The 26,335-nt window shown below is 61.1% G+C and carries 20 protein-coding genes and 4 tRNA genes; 14 read left to right on the plus strand and 10 right to left on the minus strand.

Annotated elements, in window-relative coordinates; all coding sequences use genetic code 11:
- Positions 1-831 precede the first annotated feature (831 nt).
- The 6 genes from kdpF to P3C29_RS31570 all read left to right on the plus strand — a co-directional run bounded on the left by kdpF (position 832) and on the right by P3C29_RS31570 (position 8,917).
- Positions 832-930 carry a K(+)-transporting ATPase subunit F gene (gene kdpF, locus P3C29_RS31545; protein ID WP_003219423.1) on the plus strand — a complete coding sequence of 33 codons (99 nt, stop codon included), beginning with the start codon at positions 832-834 and terminating at the stop codon, positions 928-930.
- Between the two features lie 107 nt (positions 931-1,037).
- Entirely contained in the window at positions 1,038-2,744 is a 1,707-nt protein-coding gene (gene kdpA / locus P3C29_RS31550) for a potassium-transporting ATPase subunit KdpA (protein ID WP_201124953.1), read from the plus strand.
- Between the two features lie 10 nt (positions 2,745-2,754).
- Positions 2,755-3,414, plus strand: a complete 660-nt coding sequence (gene kdpC / locus P3C29_RS31555) for a K(+)-transporting ATPase subunit C (RefSeq protein ID WP_275966351.1) — start codon at positions 2,755-2,757, stop codon at positions 3,412-3,414.
- 11 nt (positions 3,415-3,425) lie between these two features.
- Complete coding sequence (gene kdpB / locus P3C29_RS31560) at positions 3,426-5,498, plus strand: potassium-transporting ATPase subunit KdpB (RefSeq protein ID WP_275966352.1); 2,073 nt, start codon at positions 3,426-3,428, stop codon at positions 5,496-5,498.
- 78 nt (positions 5,499-5,576) lie between these two features.
- Complete coding sequence (locus tag P3C29_RS31565; protein WP_275966353.1) at positions 5,577-8,228, plus strand: sensor histidine kinase KdpD; 2,652 nt, start codon at positions 5,577-5,579, stop codon at positions 8,226-8,228.
- Positions 8,225-8,917, plus strand: a complete 693-nt coding sequence (locus tag P3C29_RS31570; RefSeq protein ID WP_010166411.1) for a response regulator — start codon at positions 8,225-8,227, stop codon at positions 8,915-8,917. Before P3C29_RS31565 ends, P3C29_RS31570 begins: the two co-directional genes overlap by 4 nt.
- Here the strand turns inward: P3C29_RS31570 and P3C29_RS31575 are convergent.
- On the minus strand, positions 8,877-9,797 hold the full coding sequence (locus tag P3C29_RS31575; protein WP_275966354.1) for a LysR family transcriptional regulator: 921 nt from the start codon (positions 9,795-9,797) through the stop codon (positions 8,877-8,879). The genes P3C29_RS31570 and P3C29_RS31575 overlap by 41 nt on opposite strands.
- A 107-nt stretch (positions 9,798-9,904) precedes the next feature.
- Between P3C29_RS31575 and P3C29_RS31580 the strand changes: the two genes are divergently transcribed.
- Positions 9,905-11,413, plus strand: coding sequence for an MFS transporter (locus P3C29_RS31580; protein ID WP_275966355.1), 1,509 nt, complete (start codon positions 9,905-9,907; stop codon positions 11,411-11,413).
- 84 nt (positions 11,414-11,497) lie between these two features.
- On the opposite strand, the gene P3C29_RS31585 is transcribed toward P3C29_RS31580, so the two are convergent.
- Positions 11,498-11,574 (minus strand) — tRNA-Asp (locus P3C29_RS31585).
- A 20-nt stretch (positions 11,575-11,594) separates the two neighbouring features.
- Positions 11,595-11,670: transfer RNA gene (locus P3C29_RS31590), tRNA-Val, on the minus strand.
- A gap of 201 nt (positions 11,671-11,871) precedes the next feature.
- Here P3C29_RS31590 and P3C29_RS31595 point away from each other — a divergent pair.
- The 3 genes from P3C29_RS31595 (at position 11,872) to P3C29_RS31605 (ending at position 15,880) form a co-directional block, all read left to right on the plus strand.
- Positions 11,872-12,390 carry a sigma-70 family RNA polymerase sigma factor gene (locus P3C29_RS31595; protein ID WP_275966356.1) on the plus strand — a complete coding sequence of 173 codons (519 nt, stop codon included), beginning with the start codon at positions 11,872-11,874 and terminating at the stop codon, positions 12,388-12,390.
- Between the two features lie 7 nt (positions 12,391-12,397).
- Positions 12,398-13,378, plus strand: coding sequence for a FecR family protein (locus tag P3C29_RS31600; protein ID WP_275966357.1), 981 nt, complete (start codon positions 12,398-12,400; stop codon positions 13,376-13,378).
- Positions 13,379-13,456: 78 nt separating this feature from the next.
- Positions 13,457-15,880: a TonB-dependent siderophore receptor gene (locus P3C29_RS31605; RefSeq protein ID WP_275966358.1), complete on the plus strand. Its 2,424-nt coding sequence runs from the start codon at positions 13,457-13,459 to the stop codon at positions 15,878-15,880.
- A gap of 147 nt (positions 15,881-16,027) precedes the next feature.
- Here the strand turns inward: P3C29_RS31605 and P3C29_RS31610 are convergent.
- Positions 16,028-16,104, minus strand: a tRNA-Asp gene (locus P3C29_RS31610).
- Positions 16,105-16,124: 20 nt separating this feature from the next.
- A tRNA-Val gene (locus tag P3C29_RS31615) sits at positions 16,125-16,200 on the minus strand.
- A 161-nt stretch (positions 16,201-16,361) separates the two neighbouring features.
- On the opposite strand from P3C29_RS31615, the gene rdgC reads away from it, so the two are divergent.
- The 3 genes from rdgC to sugE all read left to right on the plus strand — a co-directional run bounded on the left by rdgC (position 16,362) and on the right by sugE (position 18,827).
- Entirely contained in the window at positions 16,362-17,282 is a 921-nt protein-coding gene (rdgC, locus tag P3C29_RS31620; RefSeq protein ID WP_008430455.1) for a recombination-associated protein RdgC, read from the plus strand.
- 156 nt (positions 17,283-17,438) lie between these two features.
- Positions 17,439-18,404, plus strand: a complete 966-nt coding sequence (locus P3C29_RS31625; RefSeq protein ID WP_275966359.1) for a bile acid:sodium symporter family protein — start codon at positions 17,439-17,441, stop codon at positions 18,402-18,404.
- Between the two features lie 108 nt (positions 18,405-18,512).
- Positions 18,513-18,827 carry a quaternary ammonium compound efflux SMR transporter SugE gene (sugE, locus tag P3C29_RS31630; protein WP_010166396.1) on the plus strand — a complete coding sequence of 105 codons (315 nt, stop codon included), beginning with the start codon at positions 18,513-18,515 and terminating at the stop codon, positions 18,825-18,827.
- Positions 18,828-18,904: 77 nt separating this feature from the next.
- Here the strand turns inward: sugE and P3C29_RS31635 are convergent, their stop codons facing one another.
- The 5 genes from P3C29_RS31635 to P3C29_RS31655 all read right to left on the minus strand — a co-directional run bounded on the left by P3C29_RS31635 (position 18,905) and on the right by P3C29_RS31655 (position 25,331).
- Positions 18,905-20,386: a M91 family zinc metallopeptidase gene (locus P3C29_RS31635; protein WP_275966360.1), complete on the minus strand. Its 1,482-nt coding sequence runs from the start codon at positions 20,384-20,386 to the stop codon at positions 18,905-18,907.
- A 176-nt stretch (positions 20,387-20,562) separates the two neighbouring features.
- Positions 20,563-22,437 (minus strand): MFS transporter, encoded by a 1,875-nt coding sequence (locus P3C29_RS31640; protein WP_275966361.1) that lies wholly within the window; start codon positions 22,435-22,437, stop codon positions 20,563-20,565.
- 83 nt (positions 22,438-22,520) lie between these two features.
- On the minus strand, positions 22,521-23,675 hold the full coding sequence (locus P3C29_RS31645; protein WP_275966362.1) for a TDT family transporter: 1,155 nt from the start codon (positions 23,673-23,675) through the stop codon (positions 22,521-22,523).
- 106 nt (positions 23,676-23,781) lie between these two features.
- Positions 23,782-24,093, minus strand: a complete 312-nt coding sequence (locus tag P3C29_RS31650; RefSeq protein WP_275966363.1) for a cupin domain-containing protein — start codon at positions 24,091-24,093, stop codon at positions 23,782-23,784.
- Between the two features lie 44 nt (positions 24,094-24,137).
- A complete protein-coding gene (locus tag P3C29_RS31655) occupies positions 24,138-25,331 on the minus strand; it encodes an MFS transporter (RefSeq protein WP_275966364.1) in 1,194 nt (397 codons plus the stop codon).
- A gap of 91 nt (positions 25,332-25,422) precedes the next feature.
- On the opposite strand from P3C29_RS31655, the gene P3C29_RS31660 reads away from it, so the two are divergent.
- On the plus strand, positions 25,423-25,968 hold the full coding sequence (locus P3C29_RS31660; protein ID WP_201124967.1) for a TetR/AcrR family transcriptional regulator: 546 nt from the start codon (positions 25,423-25,425) through the stop codon (positions 25,966-25,968).
- Positions 25,969-26,335 lie beyond the last annotated feature (367 nt).

Here is a 26,335-nt window from a genome sequence, read left to right on the forward strand (position 1 = left end):
AACACCTTCCTGATGTCTGCCATCGCGTCACTGGTGAACACCTTCCTGATGTCTGCCATCGCGTCACTGGTGCTGGGTTTCTACAGCTTCACCTTGCCGCCTACCGCTCCGTTGATCCCCAATAAGCCCGAGGCCGAACGCAGGGATTGAGGAGCGGGTAAACCGGCAGGACGCCGGTTTAGCCGCGACGGGGCAGGGACGCCCCGTCGCGGCGGCCCGCGGAGCAATGCCGGAGTGAGGGAACACCGAGCCTAGGCGAGGTGCCGACAGGCGGGGCAGAGCCCTTTGCTTACTTTGGGCTGGGCCGGCATTCCGGCTTTTCCAAAGTGAGTCGCTGTAAGAGCGAAACCATAAGTAGCCTTCACCTAAAAAACGGATATACACACAACAGCCACGTAAAGAACCCGTATAGATTCAACCCAAGCCATAACGTTTACGTCGTCTCTATTGAGCAACTAATCCCCCCTCCACTACTGTGAACTCCACACCAATCACCCCCGCAGGAAGTCATCATGGAAAGTTCAACTTTAGGCATGATCGTCCTCTCAATGATCGCCCTGTTCGGCGCCGCCGCGTTCTGCTTCGAACAACTCGCCACCCGCGAATCAAAGAAAAAGAAAGCCAAATAAGCTGATCATCAAAAGCAGCAGAACCCCAGACTTTCAAGGGATACCCCACCCCCGGGCTATCCCTTGTTTTCGTTCGCCCACCCCAAACCCATCTATACACCGTCTTAATACCCGCACCGGCAATCAGTGCCCGAACTTGACGCCCAACCTCTTAACCTCCCCGCGTCCGCAATCGCGGCTTATTAATCAGGGGAGTTCCACCGTGCTCACACTCAAGTTCATCTATATCGCCAGCGGCTTATGCGCCGTCGGGCTGTTCGCTTATCTGGGCTATGCCCTCATTCGCGCCGAAAAGTTCTAGGGAGCCCGCCATGTACGACGTGATTTTTATCGGCCTCTCCCTGGTGTTTTTTGCCGCGACAGCCATGGCCATTGTCGCCATGGGCAAGATTTGAACGGAGCCTCGACATGCTAAGCACTTTGCTGGAATTTGCGCTGGTCCTGGGGTTGATGACCGGGCTCGCCGTGCTGATGGGCAAATGGCTGACCCGGGTTTTCACCGGGACCCGCCACGCCCTGCCGGAACGTTATACCTACCGCCTGCTGGGCATCGACCCGCTGGAAACCATGGGCTGGGCCCGCTACGGTTCTGCCCTGTTGCTGTCCAACGCGGCGATGATGCTGCTCGGCTACTTCATCCTGCGACTGCAAGCAGTGATGCCGATCAACCCACTCGGGCTGGCCGCGCAAACCCCGGACCTGGCGTTCAACACCGCCGCCTCTTTTATTACCAACACCAACTGGCAGGCGTACTCGGGCGAAACCAGCCTGTCGAACTTCAGCCAGATGGCCGTGATCACCTTCCTGATGTTTGTCGGTGCCACATCAGGGGTGGTCGCCGCCGCCGGCTTCATCCGCGGTTTGAGTCGCTCAAGCTCGGCGGATATCGGCAACTTCTGGGTCGACTTCACCCGCACCCTGTACCGCGTGATGCTGCCGCTGTGTGTGGGCATGGCGCTGGTTTATGTGTGGCAAGGCATGCCGCAGACCTTCGCCTCGCAAGCCCTGGCCACAACGCTTGAAGGCGCGCAGCAACAGTTGATTGTCGGCGCGGTGGCGAGCTTTGAATCGATCAAGCATATCGGCACCAACGGCGGCGGCTTCTTCAGCATGAACGCCGCGCACCCGTTCGAAAACCCGACACCGCTGACCAACGCCCTGCATATCCTGAGCATGTTGCTGATCCCATCGGCGCTGACTTACACCTTCGGCAGCATGCTGTTGCAACGCCGTCAGGGCTGGGTGTTTTTCGGCACGTTCCTGGTGATGTTCATCGGCTTCCTCGCGCTGGTGTATGGCGCGGAGCAAAACGGCAACCCGCTGCTGACCCAGGCCGGCGCCAACCAGACGCTGTCCATTGAGCAAAGCGGCGGCAATATGGAAGGCAAGGAGCTGCGTTTCGGCATCGCCGACAGCAGTCTGTTTATCGCCACCACCACTGCGGCCACCACCGGCTCGGTCAACGCGATGCACGACTCGTTGACCCCTATGGGCGGCTTCGTGCCCCTGGCGCAGATGATGCTCAACTGCGTGTTCGGCGGCGACGGCGTGGGCTTTATCAACCTGATCCAGTACGCGCTGCTGACAGTGTTCCTGGTGGGCATGATGATTGGCCGCAGCCCGGAATTCCTCGGCAAGAAGATCGAGGCCCGGGAGATGAAACTGGTGATGCTCTCGGTGCTCGCGCACCCCATCAGCATCCTCGGTTTCACCGCCCTTGCCGCCTTGTGGCCCGACACCATGGCCAGCCTGAATAACCTCGGCCCACACGGGTTCAGCGAGGTGCTCTACGCCTACACCTCGGGCACCGCCAACAACGGTTCGGCGTTCGCCGGGCTGAACGCCAACACGCCGTTTTTCAACACCACCATTGGCCTCGCGATGTTGATCGGGCGCTTCTTCACCATGCTGCCGATGCTCGCCGTGGCGGGCTCCCTGGCGATGAAAAAGACCGTACCTGCCGGCGCCGGCACCATCCCCACCGCGACGCCATTGTTCATGGTGCTGGTGGTGTTTGTAGTGCTGGTAGTGGGTGGCCTGACTTTCCTGCCGGCGCTCGCGCTCGGCCCGCTGGTGGAGCAACTGCAGTTGCTGTCCGGCCAGACGTATAACTAAGGACACGTTGATGACGACTCAATCGATATTCAAAGGGCTGTTGCGCCCGGTGCTGGTTTCGGCGGTGTTTTTCATGGCGCTGACCGGCCTCGCCTACCCGATCTTCACCACCTTCGCCGCGCAGTTGCTGTTCCCGTTCCAGGCCCAGGGTTCGCTGATTGAACGTGATGGGCTGGTGGTTGGCTCGGCGTTGATCGGCCAGGATTTCACCCAGCCTGGCTACTTCCATGGCCGCCCGAGCATGACCCTCGGCGCCGACCCGCAAGACCCGGGCAAAAGCGTCTCGCAGCCCTACAACGCAGGCTCCAGCGGCGCCAGCAACCTGGGCCCGACCAGCCGGAAACTGGTGGACCAGGTCGCGGCCCGCGTTAAAGCCTACCGCCAGGACAACGGCCTCGCCGCCGACGCCCAGGTACCCGTGGATGCAGTCACCGCGTCCGCCTCCGGCCTGGACCCGCATATCTCGGTGGCCAACGCGCGCATTCAGTTGGCCCGGGTCGCCCGCCTGCGGCAGATCCCCGAAGCCGACGTGCTGCAACTGGTGAACGAAAACACCGCCAGCCGCACCTTCGGTTTGCTCGGCGAACCCCGGGTCAATGTGCTGCAACTCAACCTCGCGCTGGACGCCCGCCTGCCCCTGCGTCAGCTCCCCCTTGCGGCCAGTGAGTAAGAGATTCCCCCATGATCAAGAAAGCTCGTTTACCTCTGTTTGACCGCGCCATCGTGCTCACTGCCTGCGGCGATGCGTTCAAGAAACTGCTGCCCCAGGCGCAGTGGAAAAACCCGGTGATGTTCGTGGTGTACCTGGGCAGCATCCTCACTACCCTGCTGTGGTTCCAGTCCCTCGGCGGCCAGGGTGAAGCCCCCAGCGGGTTTATCCTCAGTATCAGCTTGTGGCTGTGGTTCACCGTGCTGTTCGCCAACTTCGCCGAGGCCCTGGCCGAGGGCCGCAGCCGCGCCCAGGCCGCCAGCCTGCGCGGGATGAAGCGCCAGACCCTGGCCAAGCTGCTGCAACAACCCAAACACGGCGCGGCGTGGCTGCCGACCGAAGCGACGCTGTTGCGCAAAGACCAGGTGGTGCTGATCGAAGCCGGCGACCTGGTGCCGCTGGACGGCGTGGTGATCGAAGGCGTGGCCTCGGTGGATGAAAGCGCAATCACCGGCGAATCGGCGCCGGTGATTCGCGAAGCCGGCGGCGACTTTTCCTCGGTCACCGGCGGCACGCGGGTGCTGTCGGACTGGCTGGTGGTGCGCATCAGCGTCAACCCGGGAGAATCATTCCTCGACCGCATGATCTCGATGGTCGAATCCGCCAAGCGCCAGAAGACCCCCAACGAAGTCGCCCTGACGATTTTGCTGGTGGGCTTGACCCTGTTGTTCCTGCTGGTGATCGCCACGCTGAGCCCGTACTCGATCTTCGCCGTGGCCATGAGCGGCAGCGGCAGCGTGGTCAGCGCCACGGTGCTGGTGGCGTTGCTGGTGTGCCTGATCCCCACCACCATCGGCGGCCTGCTCTCGGCCATCGGCGTGGCGGGCATGAGCCGGATGATGTCGGCCAATGTGATCGCCACCTCGGGCCGTGCCGTTGAGGCAGCGGGTGACATCGATGTGTTGCTGCTGGACAAGACCGGCACCATCACCCTGGGCAATCGCCAGGCCAGCAGTTTCCTGCCGGCCCCGGGGGTCAAGGAAGCCGAACTGGCCGACGCGGCGCAACTGGCGTCCCTGGCCGACGAAACCCCGGAAGGCCGCAGCATCGTGGTGTTGGCCAAGCAGAAATTCGACATCCGCGCGAGGGACATCAACGCCCTGGGCGCAAGCTTTGTGCACTTCACCGCCCAGACCCGCATGAGCGGTGTCGACCTGCCCGAAGGCCGAGGCATTCGCAAAGGCGCAGCGGATGCCATCCGCAGTCATATCGAAGCGCTGGGCGGGAGTTTCCCGGCAGCCCTGCAGGCCAAGGTCGACGAAGTATCGCGACGCGGCAGCACGCCGCTGGTGGTGTCCGACGGTGCCAAAGCCCTGGGAGTAGTCGAGCTCAAGGACGTGGTCAAGGGCGGCATCAAGGAGCGTTTTGCCGAACTGCGGCGCATGGGCATCAAGACCGTGATGATCACCGGCGACAACCGCCTCACCGCCGCCGCGATTGCGGTGGAAGCCGGCGTGGATGACTTCCTGGCCGAGGCGCGCCCGGAAGACAAGTTGCAACTGATCCGCGACTACCAGGCCCAGGGCAAGCTCGTGGCCATGACCGGCGACGGCACCAACGACGCCCCGGCACTGGCCCAGGCCGACGTGGCGGTGGCAATGAACAGCGGCACTCAGGCGGCGAAAGAGGCCGGCAACATGGTCGACCTCGACAGCAACCCGACCAAGCTGATTGAGGTGGTCGAGGTCGGCAAACAGATGCTGATGACCCGCGGCGCGCTCACCACCTTCAGCGTGGCGAACGATGTGGCGAAGTACTTCGCGATCATCCCGGCGGCGTTTGTCGCGACCTACCCGCAGCTCGGTGCGTTGAACGTGATGCACCTGACCAGCCCCAACTCGGCGATTCTCAGCGCGGTGATCTTCAACGCGTTGATCATTGTCGCGTTGATTCCGCTGGCCCTGCGCGGCGTGACCTACCGCGCGATGGGTGCGGCGGCGTTGCTCAATCGCAACCTGTTGATCTATGGCCTGGGCGGCGTGCTGGTGCCGTTTGCCGGGATCAAGCTGATTGACCTGGTGCTGACCGTGCTGGGTCTCGCGTAGCACCGCAAATCCACTGTGTGAGCGGGCTTGCTGTGGCGAGCCCGCTCACACAATTGAACCGCATTTACCAGGAATGACATGCCCGCATTAAACGAAGAACGCCCCGACCCCGACGCCCTGCTCGCCCGGGTCCAGCAGGAAGAACAGGCCGCCTTGCGCGGCAAATTGCGTATCTACTTCGGCTCCAACGCCGGTGTGGGCAAGACCTGCGCCATGCTCGACGCGGCGCAACGGGAAGTCAGCCTGGGCCGCGACATACTCGCCGGCGTGGTGGAAACCCACGGCCGCGAGGAAACCGCCGACCTCCTCAACGGCCTTGAACAACTGCCCCGCGCCCACCGCCTGCACCGCGACTTTGCCCTCACCGAATTCGACCTCGACGCCGCCCTGCAACGCCGTCCTGCCGTGCTGCTGGTGGATGAACTGGCCCACAGCAACGTGCCCGGCTCGCGCCACCCGAAACGCTGGCAAGACGTGGAAGAACTGCTCGGCGCCGGCATCGATGTGTGGACCACCCTCAACGTCCAACACCTGGAAAGCCTTAACGATCTGGTGAGTGGGATCATTGGCATTCGGGTGCGGGAAACTGTACCCGACCATGTGTTCGACAACGCCCACGAAGTGGTGGTGGTCGACCTGCCGCCGGATGACCTGCTGCAACGTTTGAAGGACGGCAAGGTGTACCTGGGCCCTCAAGCTGAGCGCGCGTCGCGGCATTTTTTTCGCAAGGGCAACCTGTTGGCCCTGCGAGAACTGGCCCTGCGCCGCACCGCCGACCGGGTCGACACGCAGATGCGCGTGTACCGTCGCGAACAGTCGATCAAGACCCTGTGGCCCGCCCGCGAGCGGTTGCTGGTGGGCGTGGCCGGTGACGCCGGGGATGAGCGCCTGGTGCGCGAAGCTGCACGCCTGGCGCAAAAGCTCGAAGCCGACTGGATCGTGGTGCACGTCGCCGCAGCCCAGGGGCGCGGCGCCAGGCGCTACCTCACGGCGATGAAAACCCTGGCCCTGGCCAGCGAATTCGGCGCCGACACGGCAACATTGCCGGGCATGGACGTCGCCGAAGCGCTGGCCGCCTGTGCCCGGGAACACAACGCCAATCGCCTGGTGCTTGGCCATCACCCGCGCCGGGCATGGCGGTTCTGGCATCAGTCGGTGGGCGACCGGATCAGCCGGCATCATCCGCAAATCGACCAGATCGTGATTGCCCACGGCTTATTGCCTGCCACAGCCCCGCCCCATGAAAAACCCACGCCGGCGCCCGGCAAAACCCTGGCCTATCTCTGGGCGACCCTCGCCTGCTTCACCGCCAGCGCCATCGCCTCGCTGCTGCTGCAAGTGTTCGAGCTGGCCAACGTGGTGATGCTGTTCCTGCTCACGGTGGTGCTGGTGGCCCTGCGTTTCGGGCGCGGCCCCGGCGTCTGGGCGGCGATGCTGGCAGTGCTGTGTTTCGACTTCTTTTTCGTCCAGCCGCGCTACTCGTTTACGGTCAATGACACGCAGTATTTCTTCACCTTTGCGCTGATGCTCGGCATCGCCCTGATCACCGGGCAACTCACCGCCCGCCTGCGCCACGAAGCCCGCACCGCCGCCGCCCGGGAACGCCGCGCCACCTCGCTGGCACGCCTGGCCCGCGACCTGTCGGCGGCGTTGACTGTGGAGCAGATCAGCGAAGTCGCGCTGCGCACCTTCAGTGGCGTGTTCGAGGCGCGGGTCGGCCTGGCCCTGCCGGACGCCGCCGATGGCGTGCACAGCGTGGGCGCAGGCGGCTTGCCGATCGACGACAGCATCGCCCAGTGGACCTACGACCACGGCCAGTCCGCCGGCCAGGGCACCGACACCTTATCCGCCGCCAAGGGCTGCTACCTGCCGCTCAAGGCGCCGATGCGCGTGCGCGGCGTGCTGGTGCTGGAACTGGCACAAAGCGAACGCCTCAACGAGCCCGAAGAACGCCGCCTGCTGGAAGCCTGCATGAGCCAGTTGGCGATTGCCCTGGAGCGTGTGCACTTCGTCGAAGTGGCGCAAAGCACCCTGGTGCAGATAGAAGGCGAGAAGATGCGCAACACCCTGCTCGCGGCGATTTCCCACGACTTGCGCACACCGCTGACCACCCTGATCGGCGCCGCCGACACCGCCTTGCCCCATGCGCCGCCAGGACCGCTGACCGAGCTGCTGCAGGGCATTCATGAGCAGGCCACTTCCATGCAACGCCTGATCGAAAACCTGCTGGACATGGCCCGCATGCAAGAGCGTGGCGTGCGGCTCAACCGGCAATGGCACTTGCTGGAAGAAATCGTCGGCAGCGCCTTGCGCCAATTGCGCGAACCGCTGGCCCGGCATGTGCTGCACACCACATTGGACCCGCAGTTGCCGCTGGTGGAAGTCGACGCGCTGTTGATCGAACGGGTGCTGGTCAACCTGCTGGACAACGCTGCCAAGTACACCCCGCCCGGCACCGTCATCACCGTGGCCGCCCGCGCCGTGTCGGACAGCATCCTGCTGGAAGTCAGCGACACCGGCCCGGGCAGCGCGCCGGCCAATCTGTTCGAACCGTTTGCCCGTGGCCAGCAGGAGTCATCCGTCGCCGGCATCGGCCTGGGGCTGGCCCTGGCCAAGCGCATCGTCGAAGCCCACGGCGGGCGCATCGACGCCAAGCCTGGCCGCGAGCGCGGCCTGCATTTCGTCATCACTTTACCGGCGGGCACCCCGCCCTCAATGGACGCCCTATGAGCACTGCACGCATTCTGATTGTTGAAGACGAGGCCAATATCCGCCGCTTTGTCGGCATCGCCCTGCAGGATGAGGGCTTCCAGGTGTTCGAGGCCGACAGCGTCAAGCGCGCGTTGATCCACGCCTCCAGCCGTCAGCCAGACCTGGTGATCGTCGACCTCGGCCTGCCGGACGGCGACGGCAAACAGTTGATCAGCGAGCTGCGGGGTTGGCTGGCGGTGCCGATCCTGGTGCTGTCGGCACGGGATCGCGAAGAGGAAAAAGTCGCCGCCCTGGACGCCGGCGCCGATGACTACCTGACCAAACCTTTCGGCGTGCCCGAGTTGCTGGCGCGCATCCGTGCGCAACTGCGTCGACACGGGCAAACCGGCACGGTGGCGGCCACCAGCAAGGTGGCGTTTGGCGAGATTGAAGTGGACCTGGCGACCCATGAAGTGTGGCGCCAGGGCCTGCCGGTGCACCTGACGCCCATCGAATACCGCCTGCTGTGCGCGATGATTCGCGGGCAAAGCCGGGTACTCACCCATCGCCAATTACTGCTCGAAGTGTGGGGCCTGGATTACGTGGACCGCGCCCACTATTTGCGGGTGCATATGGCCCATCTGCGGCAAAAGCTGGAGGCGGACCCGGCCCAGCCGCAGTACTTCATTACCGAGTTGCAGGTGGGCTACCGGCTGGTGGGGTTGTGAACAGATGGGCGGCGGCGAAGTCGACAAACACGCGGATCTTCGGTGACAGGTGCCGGCTGGAAGACCACAGCGCCCAGAACTGGCCCTGGTCATCGGAATGGACGTCGAGCACAGTTTCCAGTTGGCCTTGGGCGAGGGCCTCGCGGGCCAGGAAGTCCGGCACGTAGGCAATGCCATGGCCGTCCATCGCAGCCCTGAGCATGGCCTCCATGTTGTTCAAGGTCAGCGCGGTGGGCAGGCGCAATTGGGTGATGGCCGGGTTGGCGGACAAGGTCCAGTCCATGATCTTTCCGGTGGTGGAGAAGCGGTAACGCAGACACGGGTGGTGCTCCAGGTCGCCCAGGGAGTGCGGCCGACCGTTGGCGCGCAGGTACTCGGGCGACGCACACAACACAAACCTGAACGGCCCCAGCCTGCGGGCCATCAGGGTCGAATCCGCCAGGCCGCAGCTGCGGATGACCACGTCGAAGCCCTCCTCGATCACGTCCACCAGGTGGTCATTGAAATCCAGTTCCAGTTCGATCTCCGGGTAGGCTTTGCGGAACGCCATCATGTGGGGAAAAAGAAAGCGATAGCCGATGGTGGGCAGGCTGACCCGCAACTTGCCCCGGGGCGCCTGCATGGCATGGGAGAGCATGGCGCGGGCGTCTTGCAGGTCGTCGAGAATTTTCCGGCAGCGCTCATAGAACAGTTGGCCTTCGGCGGTCAGGCTGACCTTGCGCGTGCTGCGGTGCAACAGTCGCACATTCAACGACGCCTCTAGCTTGACGACGTTCTTGCCCACCGCCGAGGCGGAAATCCCCATAGCGCGGGCCGCACCGGTGAAGCTCAGGGCTTCGGCCGTTTTCACAAAGGCGATCACGCCACTCAGGTTATCCATCACGCCATTACATCCATAGGGTCCGTTATGAACGGAATGTAAGCCCGTTTATCCACAATTGCATCCTGATTAGAGTCTTTACATCTTCAGACCTGCGGGAATAACCCATGAACATCACACACGAACCTGTGCCCGCCCCTGGCCGATATTCCATCCTGGCCGCGATTTGCCTGGCCGCCCTGGTATTGCCCATGAGCTTCACCGGCGGCGCCGTCGCCACGCCGTTTATCGGCCAGGCGTTTGCCGCCCAGCCCAGCCAACTGGAGTGGATCACCAACGCCTTCATGCTGAGTTTCGGCAGCCTGCTGATGGCCGCCGGCACCCTCGCCGATCTGTATGGGAGAAAGCGCCTTTTCTTGTGGGGCATGGCACTGTTCACCGTGGTCTCCGTGCTACTGGCAATGGCGCCGGGGATTTTCTGGCTGGATATATTGCGTGGCGTGCAGGGCGTCGCGGCGGCCACGGCGCTGGCCAGTGGCTGTGCCGCACTGGCCCAAGAGTTTGACGGCCACGCGCGCACCCGCGCCTTCAGCTTGCTGGGCACCACGTTCGGTGCAGGCCTGGCGTTCGGGCCGTTGCTCTCGGGGTTGATGATCGAGCACTGGGGCTGGCGCGCGATTTTCCTCGGCACCGCCCTGCTCGCCGGCCTCTCGCTGCTGTTTGCCGCGCCCAAAATGCGCGAGAGTCGCGACCCGCAGGCGCTGCGGCTGGATACCACCGGCGTGCTGACCTTTTCGGCCATGCTGGTGGCCCTGACCACCGCGGTGATCCTCGCCCCGGAACACGGATGGACGTCGCCGCTGGTTGATGCCCTGCTGGTGGCAGCGGCGGTATTTCTGCTGGTGTTTATCCTCGTCGAAAATCGCTCAAGCCAACCGATGCTGGACCTGCGGCTGTTTCGCTTCCCGCGCTTTCTTGGCGTGCAGTTGCTGCCGATCGGCACCTGTTACTGCTACATCGTGCTGATCGTGTTGCTGCCCCTGCGGTTTATCGGTGTGGAAGGCGCCAGCGCGCTGGATGCGGGTTTGATGATGCTGGCGCTGTCGGCACCGATGCTGGTGGTGCCGATGATCGCCGCCGCCCTGACGCGCTGGCTGTCGGCGGGTGTGTTGTGTGCCATTGGTTTGCTGATTGCGGCGGCGGGCCTGTGGGGGTTAAGCCTGGCCGGGCAGCCAGCGCATACCGTCGCCGCGATGCTGGTGATCGGGATCGGCACGGGGTTGCCGTGGGGCTTGATGGATGGCCTGGCAATCAGCGTGGTGCCGAAGGAGCGCGCAGGAATGGCGGCGGGGATTTTCAATACGACCCGCGTGGCCAGTGAAGGCGTGGCGTTGGCGATCACGATGGCAGTATTGGGCGCACTGGTTGCGCACCAGTTACACGGGAACGCAGCGGCGGATGTTTCAGTGATTGCACAAGCGCTGGTGATGGGTGATGTCCTGCAGGCCGGCACGGCGATTCCACTGGCCGAACTGCGCGCGGCCTACCTCGCAGGCTTTAACACCCTGCTGCAATTGCTCGCGGGATTCACCCTGCTGACAGCGATGGTGGTTTTTGCGTTTCTGGCTCGGCGGGCCCCCGCACGGGTCCAGGCAGAGTCGGCACTCAGTCGCTGACCTGAATCCCAGGCACAAAAAAGCCCGCTCAATGAGCGGGCTTCCTGTGGTGACCTGGCGTTCAGCGTTCCAGGTAACCGAATATGGCGCAGCGGACGGGACTCGAACCCGCGACCCCCGGCGTGACAGGCCGGTATTCTAACCGACTGAACTACCGCTGCGCGTAACACTAAGAAGCGAATGGTGGGTGATGACGGGATCGAACCGCCGACCCTCTGCTTGTAAGGCAGATGCTCTCCCAGCTGAGCTAATCACCCTTCACTTTCGGTGTGGGGCGCATTCTATAGCAATTTTTCGTAATGTCATGATTTAAATGCAATTTATTTAAAATATTTTGCCTTCCCCCGCGCGCGCCCTGCAAAACCGGTGCTTTGGGTGCAAACGCGAGTCTATTGCGTTTGCACAAGCCTTGGGCCCACAATTAACAATTATTCTCAATAACACCTGGGTCGCGCCTTATGTCTGTGGGTGAACCGCCGTTCCAACGGGAGATTACCGAGCTGTACAGCGAGCATCACGGCTGGCTGTTCACTTGGTTGCGCCGAAAACTGGGCTGCACCCACAACGCCGCCGACGTGGCACAGGACACCTTCGCGCGGATTCTGCATGCGCGGGAGTCCGTGACGGGCATTCGCGAACCCCGCGCCTATTTGAGCACCACCGCCAGGCGGCTGATCATCGACCAGGCCCGGCGCAAGCAGATTGAAAACGCCTACCTTCAGGAACTGATGCTGACGGTGGAAACCCTGGAAGGTTTTCAGTCGCCTGAACAGCTCCACGCCACCCTGGAAGCCCTTGAACACATCGCGTTTATTCTTGAAGGCATGCACGACAACGTGCGTCAGGCGTTTGTGCTGTATTACCTCGAAGACCTGACCCAGCAGCAAATCGCCCGCCAACTGAAACTGTCGGAGCGTACGGTCCGCAAATACCTGATCCGGGCCCTGCTGCATTGCAGCCACAGCGTGGACATCTGAGCCGCGCATGCCTGACTCCCGCCAACAGATCGACGAACAAGCCGCCGAATGGATGCTTCGCCTGCACGAAGGTGAATTGACCGAAGCCCAGCGCCAGGCATTCGAACGCTGGAAGCAGCAAGGTCCACAACACGCCGCTTCTGCCGCGCGCATGGAAGACGTGGTTGCACGGATGCAGGCCCTGCGCGGGCAAAAAGCCCCGGCGCGGGCGGCCTTGAATGCGGCGTTTCCACGGCCCGGGAAAACCCGCAAGCACTACGGCCGCGCGCTGGTATTGGCGTGCAGCCTGGCCCTGCCCGCTGCGGCGCTGCTCTACAGCCCTTACCCACAACAGTGGATGGCCGACGTGCACAACAGCCCCGGCGAATGGAAGACCCTGCGCCTGGCGGATGGCTCCACGCTGACGTTGAACGGCATCAGTGCGGCGAACCTGCATTTCGACAACCGGCAGCGCCGCATCGAACTGCTGCAAGGCGAGATCCTGGTAGACGTGGCTCACGATCGCGAGCGGCCATTTGTGGTGCAGACCGCCCAGGGCACCCTGCGCGCGTTGGGCACGCGGTTTGTGGTCAAGCGCGAAGACGATGTAACGGTGCTGAGCATGCTCGAATCCCGCGTGGCAGCAAAAAGCGCGAATGGCCAGCAGACGCTGGAAGTTGACGCCGGCTCGCAGGCGCAGGTCAGCGCGGACGCCGTGCGTTTGTCTGGGAGCATCGACCCGGCGAGCGTCAACGACGCCTGGCACCGCCATCAACTGGTGGTGGATAACCGGCCGTTGCCGGAAGTGCTGGACGAGATCGCCCGTCACCGTTCGGGCCGCTTGCAGTTTGATCGAGCCGCACTGGCGAATCTCAAGGTCTCGGCCGTACTGCCTCTGGACGACACCGACCGCACCTTGCAGATGCTGGCCCAAACCCTGCCCATCAAGCTGAGAACCTTTACGCCGTGGCTGGTGATCGTCAGCCCGGGCACCGAAAGTAAAAAATAATTATTCGCATTGCTTCCGCTTTTTTCCGGGCTGCCCGTCAAGGAAGGTATATCGATCAACTAAAGGACTGCCTTCACCATGCCCATCCCTTCCCACCCACGTCGGCGCCTGTTGAGTTGCGCGCCGCTGACGCTCACGCTGCTCACGACGACATTGCTGGATATCCACTTGGCCCAGGCCGACACGGTCAACGTCGCGGCACAAGCCTACGACATTCCTGCGGGGCCACTGGGTGCCACACTCAACCGGTTTGCCCAGCAAGCAGGCGTGGCCATTGTGTTCCAATCCCAGAACCTGGAGGGGCTGAATGGGCCGGGGCTGAAGGGCACCTACAGTGTGGACGCGGGGTTCGACAGGTTGCTTCAAGGCAGTGGTTACCGGGTGATCAAAGGCAGTCAGGTGTACGCAGTGGAAGCCATTCCTGCGGCTACTGGCGCCATGGAGCTGGGCCCGACGCAGGTCAGCTCCAACCAGTTGGGCAACGTTACTGAAGGGACTGACTCCTACACTCCAGGCAGCATTGCGACGGCGACACGACTGGTGTTGACTCCCAAGGAAACCCCGCAATCGGTGACCGTGGTCACCCGCAAACACATGGATGACTTCGGCCTGAATAACGTCGACGACGTGATGCGCCACACCCCGGGCATCACCGTGTCGGCCTTCGACACCGACCGCACCAACTACTATGCCCGTGGTTTCTCCATCAACAATTTCCAGTACGACGGCATTCCTTCCACCGCGCGCAACGTTGCCTATTCAGCGGGTAATACCCTGAGCGACATGGCGATCTATGACCGGGTCGAGGTGCTTAAAGGCGCCACCGGCCTGCTCACCGGTGCGGGCTCGCTGGGGGCCACGATCAACCTGGTGCGCAAGAAGCCCACGGCAGATTTCCAGGGCCATGCCAGCCTCGGCGCGGGTTCCTGGGACAATTACCGCAGCGAACTGGATGTGAGCGGCCCGATGACCGAAAGCGGCAACGTGCGTGGCCGAGCGGTCGCGGCCTACCAGGACAAGCGCTCGTTCATGGACCGTTACTCACGCAAAAGCCCGGTGTACTACGGCATCATGGAGTTCGACCTGTCCCCCGACACGATGCTGACCGTGGGTGGCGACTATCAGGACAGCTTGCCCACCGCCTCGAGCTGGTCCGGCAGCTTCCCGCTGATCAACGCCAATGGCGATCGCAATAGCGTAAAGCGCTCGTTCAACAACGCCGCGAACTGGAGCAGTTGGGAGCAATACACCCGCACCGCCTTCGCCATGCTTGAACATGACCTCGGCAATGGCTGGGTCACCAAGCTGCAACTGGACCACAAGATCAACGGCTACCATGCGCTGATGGCTTCGATTCAGGGTGACGAGCCACGGGCAGACGGCACCGCACAGATCACTTCGCAAAAATACACCGGGGAAACCGTCAGCGACTCCGCCGACCTGTACGCAAGCGGCCCCTTCAGCCTGGGCGGCCGTGAGCATGAACTGGTGGTGGGCGGCTCCATCGGCATTTCCGACTGGAACGGCAAGGGCTACTGGAACCTCGCCCCCAACCTCGTCGACTTCAATAACTGGCACGGTCACGCCCCCCAACCTTACTGGGGCGCGCCGCAGCAATACATCGATGACACCATTCGCCAGACCGGCGCCTATATGACCACGCGCCTGAACCTGGCCGATGACCTGAAGCTGCTGCTCGGGGGACGGGTGGTCAATTATCACCTGACCGGCAATAACCCGTCCTACCGCGAAACCGGACGCTTTGTACCGTATGTGGGCGTGGTGTACGACCTGAATGAAACCTACTCGGTCTACGCCAGCTACACCGATATCTTCATGCCCCAGGAAAACTACAACCGCGACCGGCAGAACCAATTGCTTGAGCCGGACGAAGGCCAGAACTATGAACTGGGCCTGAAGGCTGATTTCTTCGACGGCCGGCTGAACGCCAGCGCGGCGTATTTCGAGATCCACGAAAACAACCGCGCCGTTTCCGACGACGACTACAACAACCTGAAACCTACGCCGCAGAACTATGCCTACAAGGGCACCAAAGCCGTCACCAAGGGCTATGAGCTGGAAGTGTCCGGAGAGCTGAGCCCGGGCTGGCAGATTCAGGCCGGCTACACCCACAAGGTGGTGCGTGACGACCAGGATCTGAAGATTTCCACGTTCGAGCCTGAAGACCAGGTCAAGCTGTACACCACCTATAAGCTCAAGGGCAACCTGGACAAGCTGACCGTCGGTGGTGGCGTGCGCTGGCAGAGCGTCGGCTGGCAGGACATCTACAACACCCCCCATGGCGGTTATGAAGAGTTTTCCCAGGAAGCGTACTGGCTGGTGGACCTGATGACCCGCTACCAGATCACCAAGAACGTGTCGGCGACGCTGAACGTCAACAACCTCTTCGACAAGTCCTACTACACCAACATCGGCTTCTATAACTCTGCCGCTTATGGTGAGCCACGCAACTTCATGGTCACCACCCGCTGGGATTTCTAAACGCATAAAAAAACGCCCCCGATCACTGCACGTGATCGGGGGCGTTTTTATGTCCAAGGCTTTTTACAAACCCCAGACAGCAAAAAGCCCGCTCAATGAGCGGGCTTTCCGTGGTACCTGGCGTTCAGCGTTCCAGGTGACCGAATATGGCGCAGCGGACGGGACTCGAACCCGCGACCCCCGGCGTGACAGGCCGGTATTCTAACCGACTGAACTACCGCTGCGCGTAACACTAAGAAGCGAATGGTGGGTGATGACGGGATCGAACCGCCGACCCTCTGCTTGTAAGGCAGATGCTCTCCCAGCTGAGCTAATCACCCTTCACTTTCGGTGTGGCGCGCATTCTACGGAGCGACCCAGGGTCTGGCAAGCACTTTCTTAAATAATTTTTTTCAGGCCTTCCAATGGCTTAGCGAGGGTTGGCCTATGGCGCCATGAGGAGAATAATGCCCCCCTTTGTATATAAGGAGAGACTCACCCCATGTGGTTCAAAAACCTGCTTATCTATCGCCTGACCCAAGATCTGCCTGTTGATGCCGAGGCGTTGGAAACTGCACTGGCCACCAAACTGGCGCGCCCTTGTGCAAGCCAGGAGTTGACCACTTACGGTTTCGTCGCCCCTTTCGGTAAAGGCGAAGACGCGCCCCTGGTGCACGTCAGCGGTGATTTCCTGCTGATCGCGGCGCGCAAGGAAGAACGTATCCTGCCGGGTAGCGTGGTGCGTGATGCGGTGAAGGAAAAGGTCGAAGAGATCGAAGCCGAGCAAATGCGCAAGGTCTACAAAAAGGAACGCGACCAGATCAAGGATGAAATCATCCAGGCCTTCCTGCCGCGTGCGTTTATCCGTCGCTCGTCGACCTTCGCCGCCATCGCGCCGAAGCAGGGCCTGATCCTGGTGAACTCGGCCAGCCCGAAACGTGCCGAAGACCTGCTGTCCACCCTGCGTGAAGTGATCGGCACCCTGCCGGTACGTCCGCTGACCGTGAAAACCGCGCCAACTGCCATCATGACCGACTGGGTCACCACCCAGAAACCGGCCGATGACTTCTTCGTCCTCGACGAATGCGAACTGCGTGACACCCACGAAGACGGCGGCATCGTGCGTTGCAAGCGCCAGGACCTGACCGGCGAAGAGATCCAGCTGCACCTGACCACCGGCAAAGTCGTGACCCAATTGTCCCTGGCCTGGCAGGACAAGCTGTCCTTCATGCTGGACGACAAAATGACCGTCAAGCGCCTGAAGTTCGAGGACCTGCTGCAGGATCAGGCTGAACAGGACGGCGGCGATGAAGCGCTGGGCCAACAGGACGCCAGCTTTACCCTGATGATGCTGACGTTTGGCGACTTCCTGCCGGCGTTGGTTGAGGCCTTGGGCGGTGAAGAGACCCCACAGGGCATCTAAGTCTTAAGTGGGCACAGTCAATGTGGGAGCTGGCTTGCCTGCGATGCGGGCACCCCGGTTTATCAGTTACACCCGGGGGATGCCATCGCAGGCAAGCCAGCTCCCACAGTTGATCGGGTTAGCACTTCCAGCATTCTAATAACAAGGACCATCCCCATGCGCGCACTCGCCGCCTTGAGCCGCTTCGTCGGCAATACCTTCGCCTACTGGGTGCTGATTTTTGCCGTGCTTGCGTTCGTGCAACCGGCCTGGTTTATCGGCCTCAAGGGCGCCATCGTGCCGCTGTTGGGCCTGGTGATGTTCGGTATGGGGCTGACCCTCAAACTTGAAGATTTCGCTGAAGTCGCGCGTCACCCGTGGCGCGTGGCATTAGGCGTGGTCGCGCATTTCGTGATCATGCCCGGCGTGGCCTGGCTGCTGTGCCAGGTCTTTCACCTGCCACCGGAAATTGCCGTCGGTGTGATCCTCGTCGGCTGCTGCCCGAGCGGCACCTCCTCCAATGTCATGACCTGGCTGGCCCGGGGCGACCTGGCGCTGTCGGTGGCCATCGCCGCCGTCACCACCTTCCTCGCCCCGCTGCTCACGCCCGCGCTGATCTGGCTGCTGGCCTCGGCCTGGTTGCCGGTGTCGTTCATGGAGTTGTTCTGGTCGATCCTGCAAGTGGTGTTGCTGCCGATCGTGCTTGGCGTGTTGGCGCAACGCTTGCTGGGCGCCCGTGTACGCCATGCCGTAGAGGTGTTGCCGCTGGTGTCGGTGGTCAGCATCGTGGCCATCGTGGCCGCCGTGGTGGCGGCCAGCCAGGCGAAGATTGCCGAGTCGGGCCTGCTGATCATGGCCGTGGTGATCCTGCACAACAGCTTTGGTTTCCTGCTGGGCTACTTCACCGGCCGTGTGTTCGGGCTGCCGCTGGCGCAACGCAAATCCCTGTCGCTGGAAGTGGGCATGCAGAACTCCGGCCTGGGCGCCGCACTGGCAAGTGCGCATTTCTCGCCGCTGGCGGCGGTGCCGAGTGCATTGTTCAGCGTCTGGCACAATATTTCCGGGGCGTTGCTGTCGACGTACTTCCGGCGGATGAGCGAAAAAGAAGACCGAGAGCTGCTGGCAAGCAAGTCAGAAACTTGATCACCTGATCAATATTCGGCACTCTACCGGGCTTCGCGTGGACGACCTCGCGACGCTATCGCGCGATTAATTCAGGGGACGACCCCGCCTTATAGAAGCGAGGTCATCATGTCCTGGATCATTCTGTTTTTTGCCGGACTGTTTGAAGTTGGCTGGGCCGTCGGACTGAAGTACACCGACGGTTTCAGCAAGCCACTGCCCACCGCCCTGACGATTGCCGCCATGGCCATCAGCCTGGGGTTGCTGGGGCTGGCCATGAAGGAACTGCCGCTGGGCACCGCCTATGCCATCTGGACCGGTGTCGGTGCAGTGGGCACGGTGATTGCCGGGATTATCCTGTTCGGGGAGTCCATGGCGCTGTTTCGACTGGCCAGTGTGGCGTTGATTATCTGTGGGCTGATCGGGCTCAAGATCAGCGCCTGAGCCACTTACCGGCAATAAAAACAAGGTGGACTTAATAGTCCACCGAGTAGGCACGCTATTTACTACTCTGTGATACATCAGGCGTCATAGTAGCGTTCACGCGGTTCTTTCCCCCATTCCTTGTAAAGTGCATTTTCGTTATACGGCTCCGGGTTTGTACTGGTAGGGGGCGTTGAGGGGTCATTATCAAAATCATAAGGTTCACCGTCCGTTGGTAACCCAATGGCTTGCCGCTCCAAATTTGACTCACGAGTTGGCTTACGAGGATTGCCAGTTTCTGGCGGTACTTCAGTTTCCCCGGGCAAGAACTTACCCTCGACACCGTCATACGCATGGGCGAACTCATGGAATAGGGTTGAAACGCCTGGACGCTCGTACTTTTCCTTGATGAACGAAGGGTTGTAGAAGACCATTGCATCATCAGCCGGCATACCTGGCGTGTTATTAATGATGAATCCGTGTTGCGAATCTTGAGGTGGTAGCTTATCGCTTGCTTGTAAGTCCTTACGTCCCCACGAATATTCGATACCCTCCGACTCTTGCACCTTCTCTATTTTTATCGGCGCGGGAGTCTTGTCTAACGCCCCAAGCATTTTTTGCCCTACTGGAGAACCCCGAAAAAACTCTAGATCATCTTCAAAGCGCTGCTTGAACTCATCATCCCCTGTAACCTCAAACGCTTTTTTACCAACGTCAGACGGCGTCACCTCAACGAACTTAGAGTTTCCTGTGCGTTTTATAGTGTCGTCTTTCTTGCCGTAAACAATATCCTTATCAGATACTGAATTAACCGTATCCTGCCCCTTGCCGGTATAAATTGTATTCTGACCAGCACCACCATCTACAACATCATTTCCCTTCCCGCCATTCATGACGTTCTTCCCTCCGCCCCCACGCAGCGAATCATTGCCGCTGCCACCGTCCATGTGAGTGCTACCACCTGCTCCCCGCAACTTGTCGTTGCCGTTACCCCCATACATGACGCTATATGCCGAGCCTCCGGTGATCGTGTCATCCCCATCGTTGCCCTCGGCATACCCGACACCGCTGCCCAATTGAATGATGTCATTACCAACACCGCCGTAGACATTGGTCCTGCCGCCTCCAGCGTTGAATCGATCGTTGCCGGCTCCCAGCTTGACGCTGACGGGCACTTTAACGTCGTCGTCAATAGTGACATTGTCGTCTCCGCCGTTGCTTTGGATCTCAAGACGCTGCCGACCAGTACTCTTGGTATCGAACGGAATGTCGTAAGTCTTGCCATTAATCTCGGCGGTCAATTCTCCATCAGCCGACTTTTTAATATGAACCTTGTCCGCACCATCACCCGTCTTAATTGCTAGCATCTGATCTTTTGGCGGGGCATAAAATCCACGGCCGCCGCCGGCAACCTTTAACTCTATCTCAACCCCACCTTCATTGAACGGCATATTCGGGATGATCTTTATCGGCGCAGAAGGCTCCCCTTGTTTAGCCTGTAACTTATCGGAGGGTGCTGCAGAAAGAGTGTGTAAAGGCGATTGTGAAGCAGGAGGGTTAGTACTCACTTGCATATTCATCGAAATTCATCCTTAGCGTTAGATAACTACGATGACTGCGTGGTAACTAGACCGAAATGGTTCCGCAGGATGAGTGATTTTTTACCCGAAACACCAAACTGTGAGCGTTGTCCCACAGCAAAACCAGTCGGTGCTCAGGCCCTCCTGGGCAGAAGGTCCTGAGCACACGAACATGACTACTTGAGATCGCCCCTCAACGTGCCAACCAGACCCTGCAGCGCCTCGGGCGTTGCCGCCTCCACGGTCACCGGCGCGCCAGCCACCAACGTCACCCGCGACCAGATCCGATGAAAGAACCCCTTGTTCGGATCACGACTGAAGAAACTCCCCCACAACCCCTGCAACGCCATTGGGATAACCGGCACCGGCGTCTCTTCAAGAATCCGCGTGACACCACTCCGGAACTCGTTCATCTCGCCATCGGAGGTCAATTTGCCTTCCGGGAAGATGCACACCAGCTCGCCGTCTTTCAGGTAGTGGGCAATACGCTGGAATGCCTTTTCGTAGATCTGGATGTCCTCATGCCGCCCGGCAATCGGAATCGCCCCGGCGGTACGGAAGATGAAGTTCAGCACTGGCAGACGATAGATCTTGTAGTACATGACAAAGCGAATCGGCCGACGCACCGCGCCGGCGATCAGCAGCGCATCGACAAACGATACGTGGTTGCACACGAGCAGTGCCGCGCCTTCGTCCGGGATCAGGTCGAGGTTTTTATGCTCGACGCGGTACATGGAATGGCCCAGCAGCCAGATCATGAAACGCATGGTGAACTCGGGCACGATCTTGAAGATGTAGGCGTTGACCGCGATGTTCAGCAGCGACACCACCAGGAACAGCTCGGGGATCGACAGCTTGGCCACGCTCAGCAGCACAATCGAGACAATCGCCGAGACCACCATGAACAGTGCGTTGAGGATGTTATTGGCCGCGATCACCCGTGCACGCTCGTTCTCGGCGGTACGCGACTGGATCAGCGCGTACAGCGGCACGATATAGAAGCCGCCGAATACGCCGAGGCCAAGGATATCGAACAATACCCACCACGCCTGGCCATAGCTCAGCACCGCGATCCAGTCGTTGGCCTGGACGTTCTGCGGGAAGCCGCCGGAATGCCACCACAGCAGCAGGCCGAACACAGTGAGGCCGAAGGAGCCGAACGGTACCAGGCCGATTTCGACCTTACGCCCGGACAACTTCTCGCACAGCATCGAGCCCAGGGCGATACCCACCGAGAACACCGTGAGGATCAGCGTGACCACCGTCTCATCGCCATACATCCATTCCTTGGCGTAGGCCGGGATTTGCGTCAGGTAGATCGCGCCGACAAACCAGAACCACGAGTTACCGACAATCGAGCGCGACACCGCCGGTGTCTGACCCAGGCCCAGTTTCAAGGTGGCCCAGGACTGGCTGAAGATATTCCAGTTCAGGCGCATCTCCGGGCTGGAAGCCGCGGCGCGAGGAATGCTGCGACTGGCCAGGTAGCCCAGCACCGCGATGCCGACGATGGCGGTCGACACCACCGGCGCGTAATGGGTGGAAGACATCATGATCCCGGCGCCGATGGTGCCGGCCAGGATCGCGAGGAACGTGCCCATTTCCACCAGGCCGTTGCCACCCACCAGCTCATCTTCATGCAAGGCCTGGGGCATGATCGAATACTTCACCGGCCCGAACAGGGCCGAGTGCGTGCCCATGGCAAACAACGCCAGCAGCATCAATTCCAGGTGATTGAACATGAAGCCCACCGCGCCCACGGACATGATCACAATCTCGCCGATCTTGATCACCCGGATCAGCGCGTCCTTGTTGAATTTCTCACCAAATTGCCCGGCCAGGGCCGAGAACAGGAAGAACGGCAGGATAAACAGCAAGGCGCACAGGTTGACCCAGATCGAGCGGTCGCCGTCGATGGTCAGCTTGTAGAGAATCGCCAGGATCAACGACTGCTTGAAGATATTGTCGTTGAACGCCCCGAGGGACTGGGTAATGAAGAACGGCAGGAAGCGCCGTTTGCGCAGCAAAGTGAATTGCGAGGGGTGGCTCATCGTCCGTGTTCCTGCGTGGCCTGAGACTGTTATCGCCTTTAGGCTGTTATAGAAAGTCAGGCCACGACTTTACCTAATCCCGATTACTTATTCGCTAGTCCCGCAATGCAAGGCGATACAAAAAGCTCGCCTTTATAGGCGCCCTGTACGGTGCGCTTGGCCACGATCAGCCACATCAGCGCCAGCGCCGCCACCAGCACACTGCCGACGATACTGAAGAAGCCCAGGTGCAAGGTGCTCGCCAGTTTCAGCGTGGCCAGCGAGTACACGCCCAACGGGAAGGTGAAACCCCACCAGCCCAGGTTGAACGGAATGCCGGCCCGCAGGTAACGCACGGTGATCAGCACCGCGATCAGCATCCACCACAAACCGAACCCCCACAGGGTGATACCGGCGATCAGACCAATTCCATTGGCCATTTCACCGACGCCGGGCAAACCGTTGGCGGCGAAGATGGCAGGCGCATCACCGCCCAACACCAGCATGCCCAGGGCACCAGTGCCGATGGGGCCAAGGGCCAGCCAGCTCGACGCGGCCATATTGGCGTGGGGCAGTTTATGCAGGGCCATGCGTAGCATGAGGATGGTCAGGATGCTGAACGCCACCGGCAGGGAAAACGCCCACAGCACATAACTGGTCACCAGCATGACCAGTTGCGAATGGGCGTCGGCCAGGTGCGGCGCCAGCAGGCCACCGCTGGCGGCGGCGACCTCGGCCGCCACCACCGGCAACAGCCACACGGCGGTCATCTGGTCGATACTGTGTTCCTGGCGGGTGAACATCATGAACGGGATCAACACCCCGCAGGCCAACGCCATCGCCACGTCCAGCCACCACAGCACTTCGGCCAGGTGCAGCACGCCATCGCCCCAGCGCGGCAAACCGAACAGCAGAAAGCCATTGATGATGGTCGCCAGGCCCATGGGGATGGTGCCGAAAAACATCGACACCGTGGAGTGCCCGAAAATGCGCCGTGCTTCGTGGAAAAACATCACCCAGCGCGCCGCGTACAGCACGCTGAACAGCACAAACAGGCCGATGGTAAACAGCCACAGCCCTTCGGCGACGGCATGCAACCCCGGCACGTTGACCGGCAATTGTGCCAGCGCCAACGCCAGCACCCCGGTGCCCATGGTGGCGGCAAACCAGTTGGGGGTGAACTGGCGAATCACTTCCCGTGGACGGGTCAGGTGACTGAACGGTTTCAAACGGCTTTGAAGGGTATTGGGGCAAGTCATGGTGAAATCCTCTTCCTCGCATGAGGTTGAGACCATGGTAGAACCGAATCGAATATCTATATAACGGGTAATATCTCTAACTGTTATCTGCTTTATAGATATGCAGTCAAACACTGCCTTCAGTTTCAATCACCAGGATTCGCGCCGGGCCCTGTGGATGGGCCACGTGCTCGGTGCCGACGCTGGCGTAGAAGATGTCGCCGACCTGCAACAAAACAATCTGTTCGGTTCCGTTTTCGCGGTAGTGCATCTGAACCTCGCCATCCAGCACCACGAACACTTCTTCCCCATCATTGATGTGCCAGCGGTAGGGCTGGTCGGTCCAGTGCAAACGGGTGGTGATGCCATTCATGTTGGCGATGTCCAGTGCCTCCCAGGCGCGGCTTCCGGTGAAGTCCTTGCTGCGGATGATCTTCATGCGTGAATCCCAAGGCGTACTACGGGTGGCGGATTATTACCGAATCAATTGCCCGCCGTCGCCCTGCTCCTCGCCAAATCCTGCAACAGCAACGCAACCAAAGCGCCGAGCGCCAGCACGATCAACGCCACGCCATAACCGTCCGTGGTGGCGATCAAGCCGAAGCTGCGGGTGAGGTTGCCCGCCAACAGCGACGGCACGCAGAACGCCAGGTAACTCAGTACATAGAACGCCGACATCAAACCGGCCCGTTCATGGGGCAAGGCCAACGGCAAGACGCTGCGCAGTGCGCCGAGGAAACCCGAGCCAAAGCCGCCGCCAGCAATCAGCGTGGCGACGAAAAACAACGGCAGGCTGGCGCTGTGGACGGCTGTAAGGATCAGCGCGACACCCACCGCCAGCAGCACGGCGCCCAAGCGCAGGACCTTGTCCGCCGGACGGTTGCGCAGGCTGAAAATCATCACCGCCCCGCTCAACGTCAACACCGCGACAAGCCCGCCGCCGATCAGGTTCGAGGCAGACCCGGTCGCCGCTCGCACCAGCGAGGGCGCCAGGGACAGGTAGAAACCGCCCATGGCCCACACTGCCACATCCACCGGCAGCGAGATCCACAACGCGCGCCGCGCCTGGGGCGGCACATGCAAGGTCGGCCACAGCGAGGCCAGCGCGCCCGGGATCCGGCTGACCGTTTCCGGCAGGCGCCACACATAGATCGCCTGCGCCAGCATCAAGCCGAGCAAGGTCCAGTAAATCAAGGTGGTTGGCATCGGCGCGAACTCCACCAGCAGGCTGCAGCCCATGGCGCCGCAGGCCATGCCCAGCAAAGGCGCTACGCTGTTGATCAGCGGGCCTTGCTGACGGTCAGTGTCAAGCAAGGCGGCGCCCAATACGGCAGTGGCCATGCCGGTGGCAAAGCCTTGTACCGTGCGAGCCGCAATCAACCAGCCGACGCTGTCGGCATTGATAAACAGCAGCATTGCCAGCATATCGAGGAGCAGCGCGGCAAAGATCACCGGCTTGCGCCCCAGGTGGTCCGACAGTGAACCCACGGTCAACAGGGCCGCCAGCAGGCTCAAGGCGTAGATACCGAACACCAGGGTCAGCATGGCTGCCGAAAAATGCAGGCCTTCCTGATAGAGGTGGTACAACGGCGTCGGCGCGCTGGAGGCGGCGAGGAACGTCAGCAAGGTGATCGCCAGGAACACCAGGCTGGAACGATGGGAAGTAACGCTGGACATGGGCACGCTCCGCTAAAGCTAATATTTTGCTTTTGCGAAGTGTGCTACTGGATGGCGCTTAAAGCAAATTCTTTGTGTTAAGGTTTTACGCATGGCGATAAAAGAAGGCCTCCGCCCGGGGGGCCGTAGTGCCCGGGTACAAGAATCCGTTCATTCGGCGGTGCGCGAACTGCTCGACGAGCAGGAGCGTTCCAGCGTGACCGTGCCGCAGATAGCCGCCCGTGCGGGTGTCACACCCTCGACCATCTACCGCCGCTGGGGTGACCTTGCTGCGCTGCTGGCTGATGTCGCCATGGCTCGTCTGCGTCCGGACAGTGAGCCGGCTAACACTGGCAGCCTGCGCGGAGACCTGCGGGCCTGGGGTGAGCAATATCGCGATGAAATGAGTTCGGATCTTGGCCGGGAGATGATGCGCGATGTGCAATGCAGCCAGGCGCCGGGGTATTGCGTGGGGATTCTCACCGGGCAGCTGGAGATGATTCTGGATCGCTATCCGGGCGATGCTGAAACTGCCCCCAGTGTGGATCGGCTGATTAACCTGATCGTCGCGCCCACCGTGTTTCGCAGTCTGTTTTCTACCGTGCCGCTGCAGGTGGAAGAGCTGCATGAGTTGATTGAGTTGGCTTTGCTGCCGTAGGGTGGTTTGTGGGTTTGGGTGTATATCCGTTATTTGGGTGATGGCTTCGATGGGTTCCGCTCTTACAGCGGGTCACTTTTGAAAGGAGCCCAAAAGTAACCAAAAGGCTCTTGCCCCACCACTCGGCACCTCGCCTAGGCTCGGTGTGCCCTCACTCCGGCTTTGGAGCGTGGGCCGCCGCGATGGGCCATCCTTGGCCCAGCGCGGCTAACCCGGCGTCCTGCCGGGTTACCCACGCTCCAAAGCCTGCGTTCGGCCAGCGTGGTTTAACGGGGCGCCTAAGATCAAGATCAGAAGCAGATCAACAGCACAGCGGCCTACAGGCCGGCTTGAGTGGTGTGAAGCAAAAGCAAAAGCAAAATCAAAA

The sequence above is a fragment of the Pseudomonas sp. 1912-s genome, from assembly GCF_029269205.1.
Classification (GTDB): domain Bacteria; phylum Pseudomonadota; class Gammaproteobacteria; order Pseudomonadales; family Pseudomonadaceae; genus Aquipseudomonas.

What these genes read in the sequence shown, in the direction of transcription:
- P3C29_RS31575 (WP_275966354.1), bottom strand. Translation starts at nt 9,797, where the DNA reads ATGGATAACCTGAGTGGCGTGATCGCCTTTGTGAAAACGGCCGAAGCC.
- kdpB (WP_275966352.1), top strand. Translation starts at nt 3,426, where the DNA reads ATGATCAAGAAAGCTCGTTTACCTCTGTTTGACCGCGCCATCGTGCTC.
- sugE (WP_010166396.1), top strand. Translation starts at nt 18,513, where the DNA reads ATGTCCTGGATCATTCTGTTTTTTGCCGGACTGTTTGAAGTTGGCTGG.
- rdgC (WP_008430455.1), top strand. Translation starts at nt 16,362, where the DNA reads ATGTGGTTCAAAAACCTGCTTATCTATCGCCTGACCCAAGATCTGCCT.
- P3C29_RS31565 (WP_275966353.1), top strand. Translation starts at nt 5,577, where the DNA reads ATGCCCGCATTAAACGAAGAACGCCCCGACCCCGACGCCCTGCTCGCC.
- P3C29_RS31600 (WP_275966357.1), top strand. Translation starts at nt 12,398, where the DNA reads ATGCCTGACTCCCGCCAACAGATCGACGAACAAGCCGCCGAATGGATG.
- P3C29_RS31660 (WP_201124967.1), top strand. Translation starts at nt 25,423, where the DNA reads ATGGCGATAAAAGAAGGCCTCCGCCCGGGGGGCCGTAGTGCCCGGGTA.
- P3C29_RS31570 (WP_010166411.1), top strand. Translation starts at nt 8,225, where the DNA reads ATGAGCACTGCACGCATTCTGATTGTTGAAGACGAGGCCAATATCCGC.
- kdpA (WP_201124953.1), top strand. Translation starts at nt 1,038, where the DNA reads ATGCTAAGCACTTTGCTGGAATTTGCGCTGGTCCTGGGGTTGATGACC.
- P3C29_RS31595 (WP_275966356.1), top strand. Translation starts at nt 11,872, where the DNA reads ATGTCTGTGGGTGAACCGCCGTTCCAACGGGAGATTACCGAGCTGTAC.
- P3C29_RS31655 (WP_275966364.1), bottom strand. Translation starts at nt 25,331, where the DNA reads ATGTCCAGCGTTACTTCCCATCGTTCCAGCCTGGTGTTCCTGGCGATC.
- P3C29_RS31650 (WP_275966363.1), bottom strand. Translation starts at nt 24,093, where the DNA reads ATGAAGATCATCCGCAGCAAGGACTTCACCGGAAGCCGCGCCTGGGAG.
- P3C29_RS31580 (WP_275966355.1), top strand. Translation starts at nt 9,905, where the DNA reads ATGAACATCACACACGAACCTGTGCCCGCCCCTGGCCGATATTCCATC.
- P3C29_RS31605 (WP_275966358.1), top strand. Translation starts at nt 13,457, where the DNA reads ATGCCCATCCCTTCCCACCCACGTCGGCGCCTGTTGAGTTGCGCGCCG.
- P3C29_RS31635 (WP_275966360.1), bottom strand. Translation starts at nt 20,386, where the DNA reads ATGAATATGCAAGTGAGTACTAACCCTCCTGCTTCACAATCGCCTTTA.
- kdpC (WP_275966351.1), top strand. Translation starts at nt 2,755, where the DNA reads ATGACGACTCAATCGATATTCAAAGGGCTGTTGCGCCCGGTGCTGGTT.
- P3C29_RS31625 (WP_275966359.1), top strand. Translation starts at nt 17,439, where the DNA reads ATGCGCGCACTCGCCGCCTTGAGCCGCTTCGTCGGCAATACCTTCGCC.
- P3C29_RS31645 (WP_275966362.1), bottom strand. Translation starts at nt 23,675, where the DNA reads ATGACTTGCCCCAATACCCTTCAAAGCCGTTTGAAACCGTTCAGTCAC.
- P3C29_RS31640 (WP_275966361.1), bottom strand. Translation starts at nt 22,437, where the DNA reads ATGAGCCACCCCTCGCAATTCACTTTGCTGCGCAAACGGCGCTTCCTG.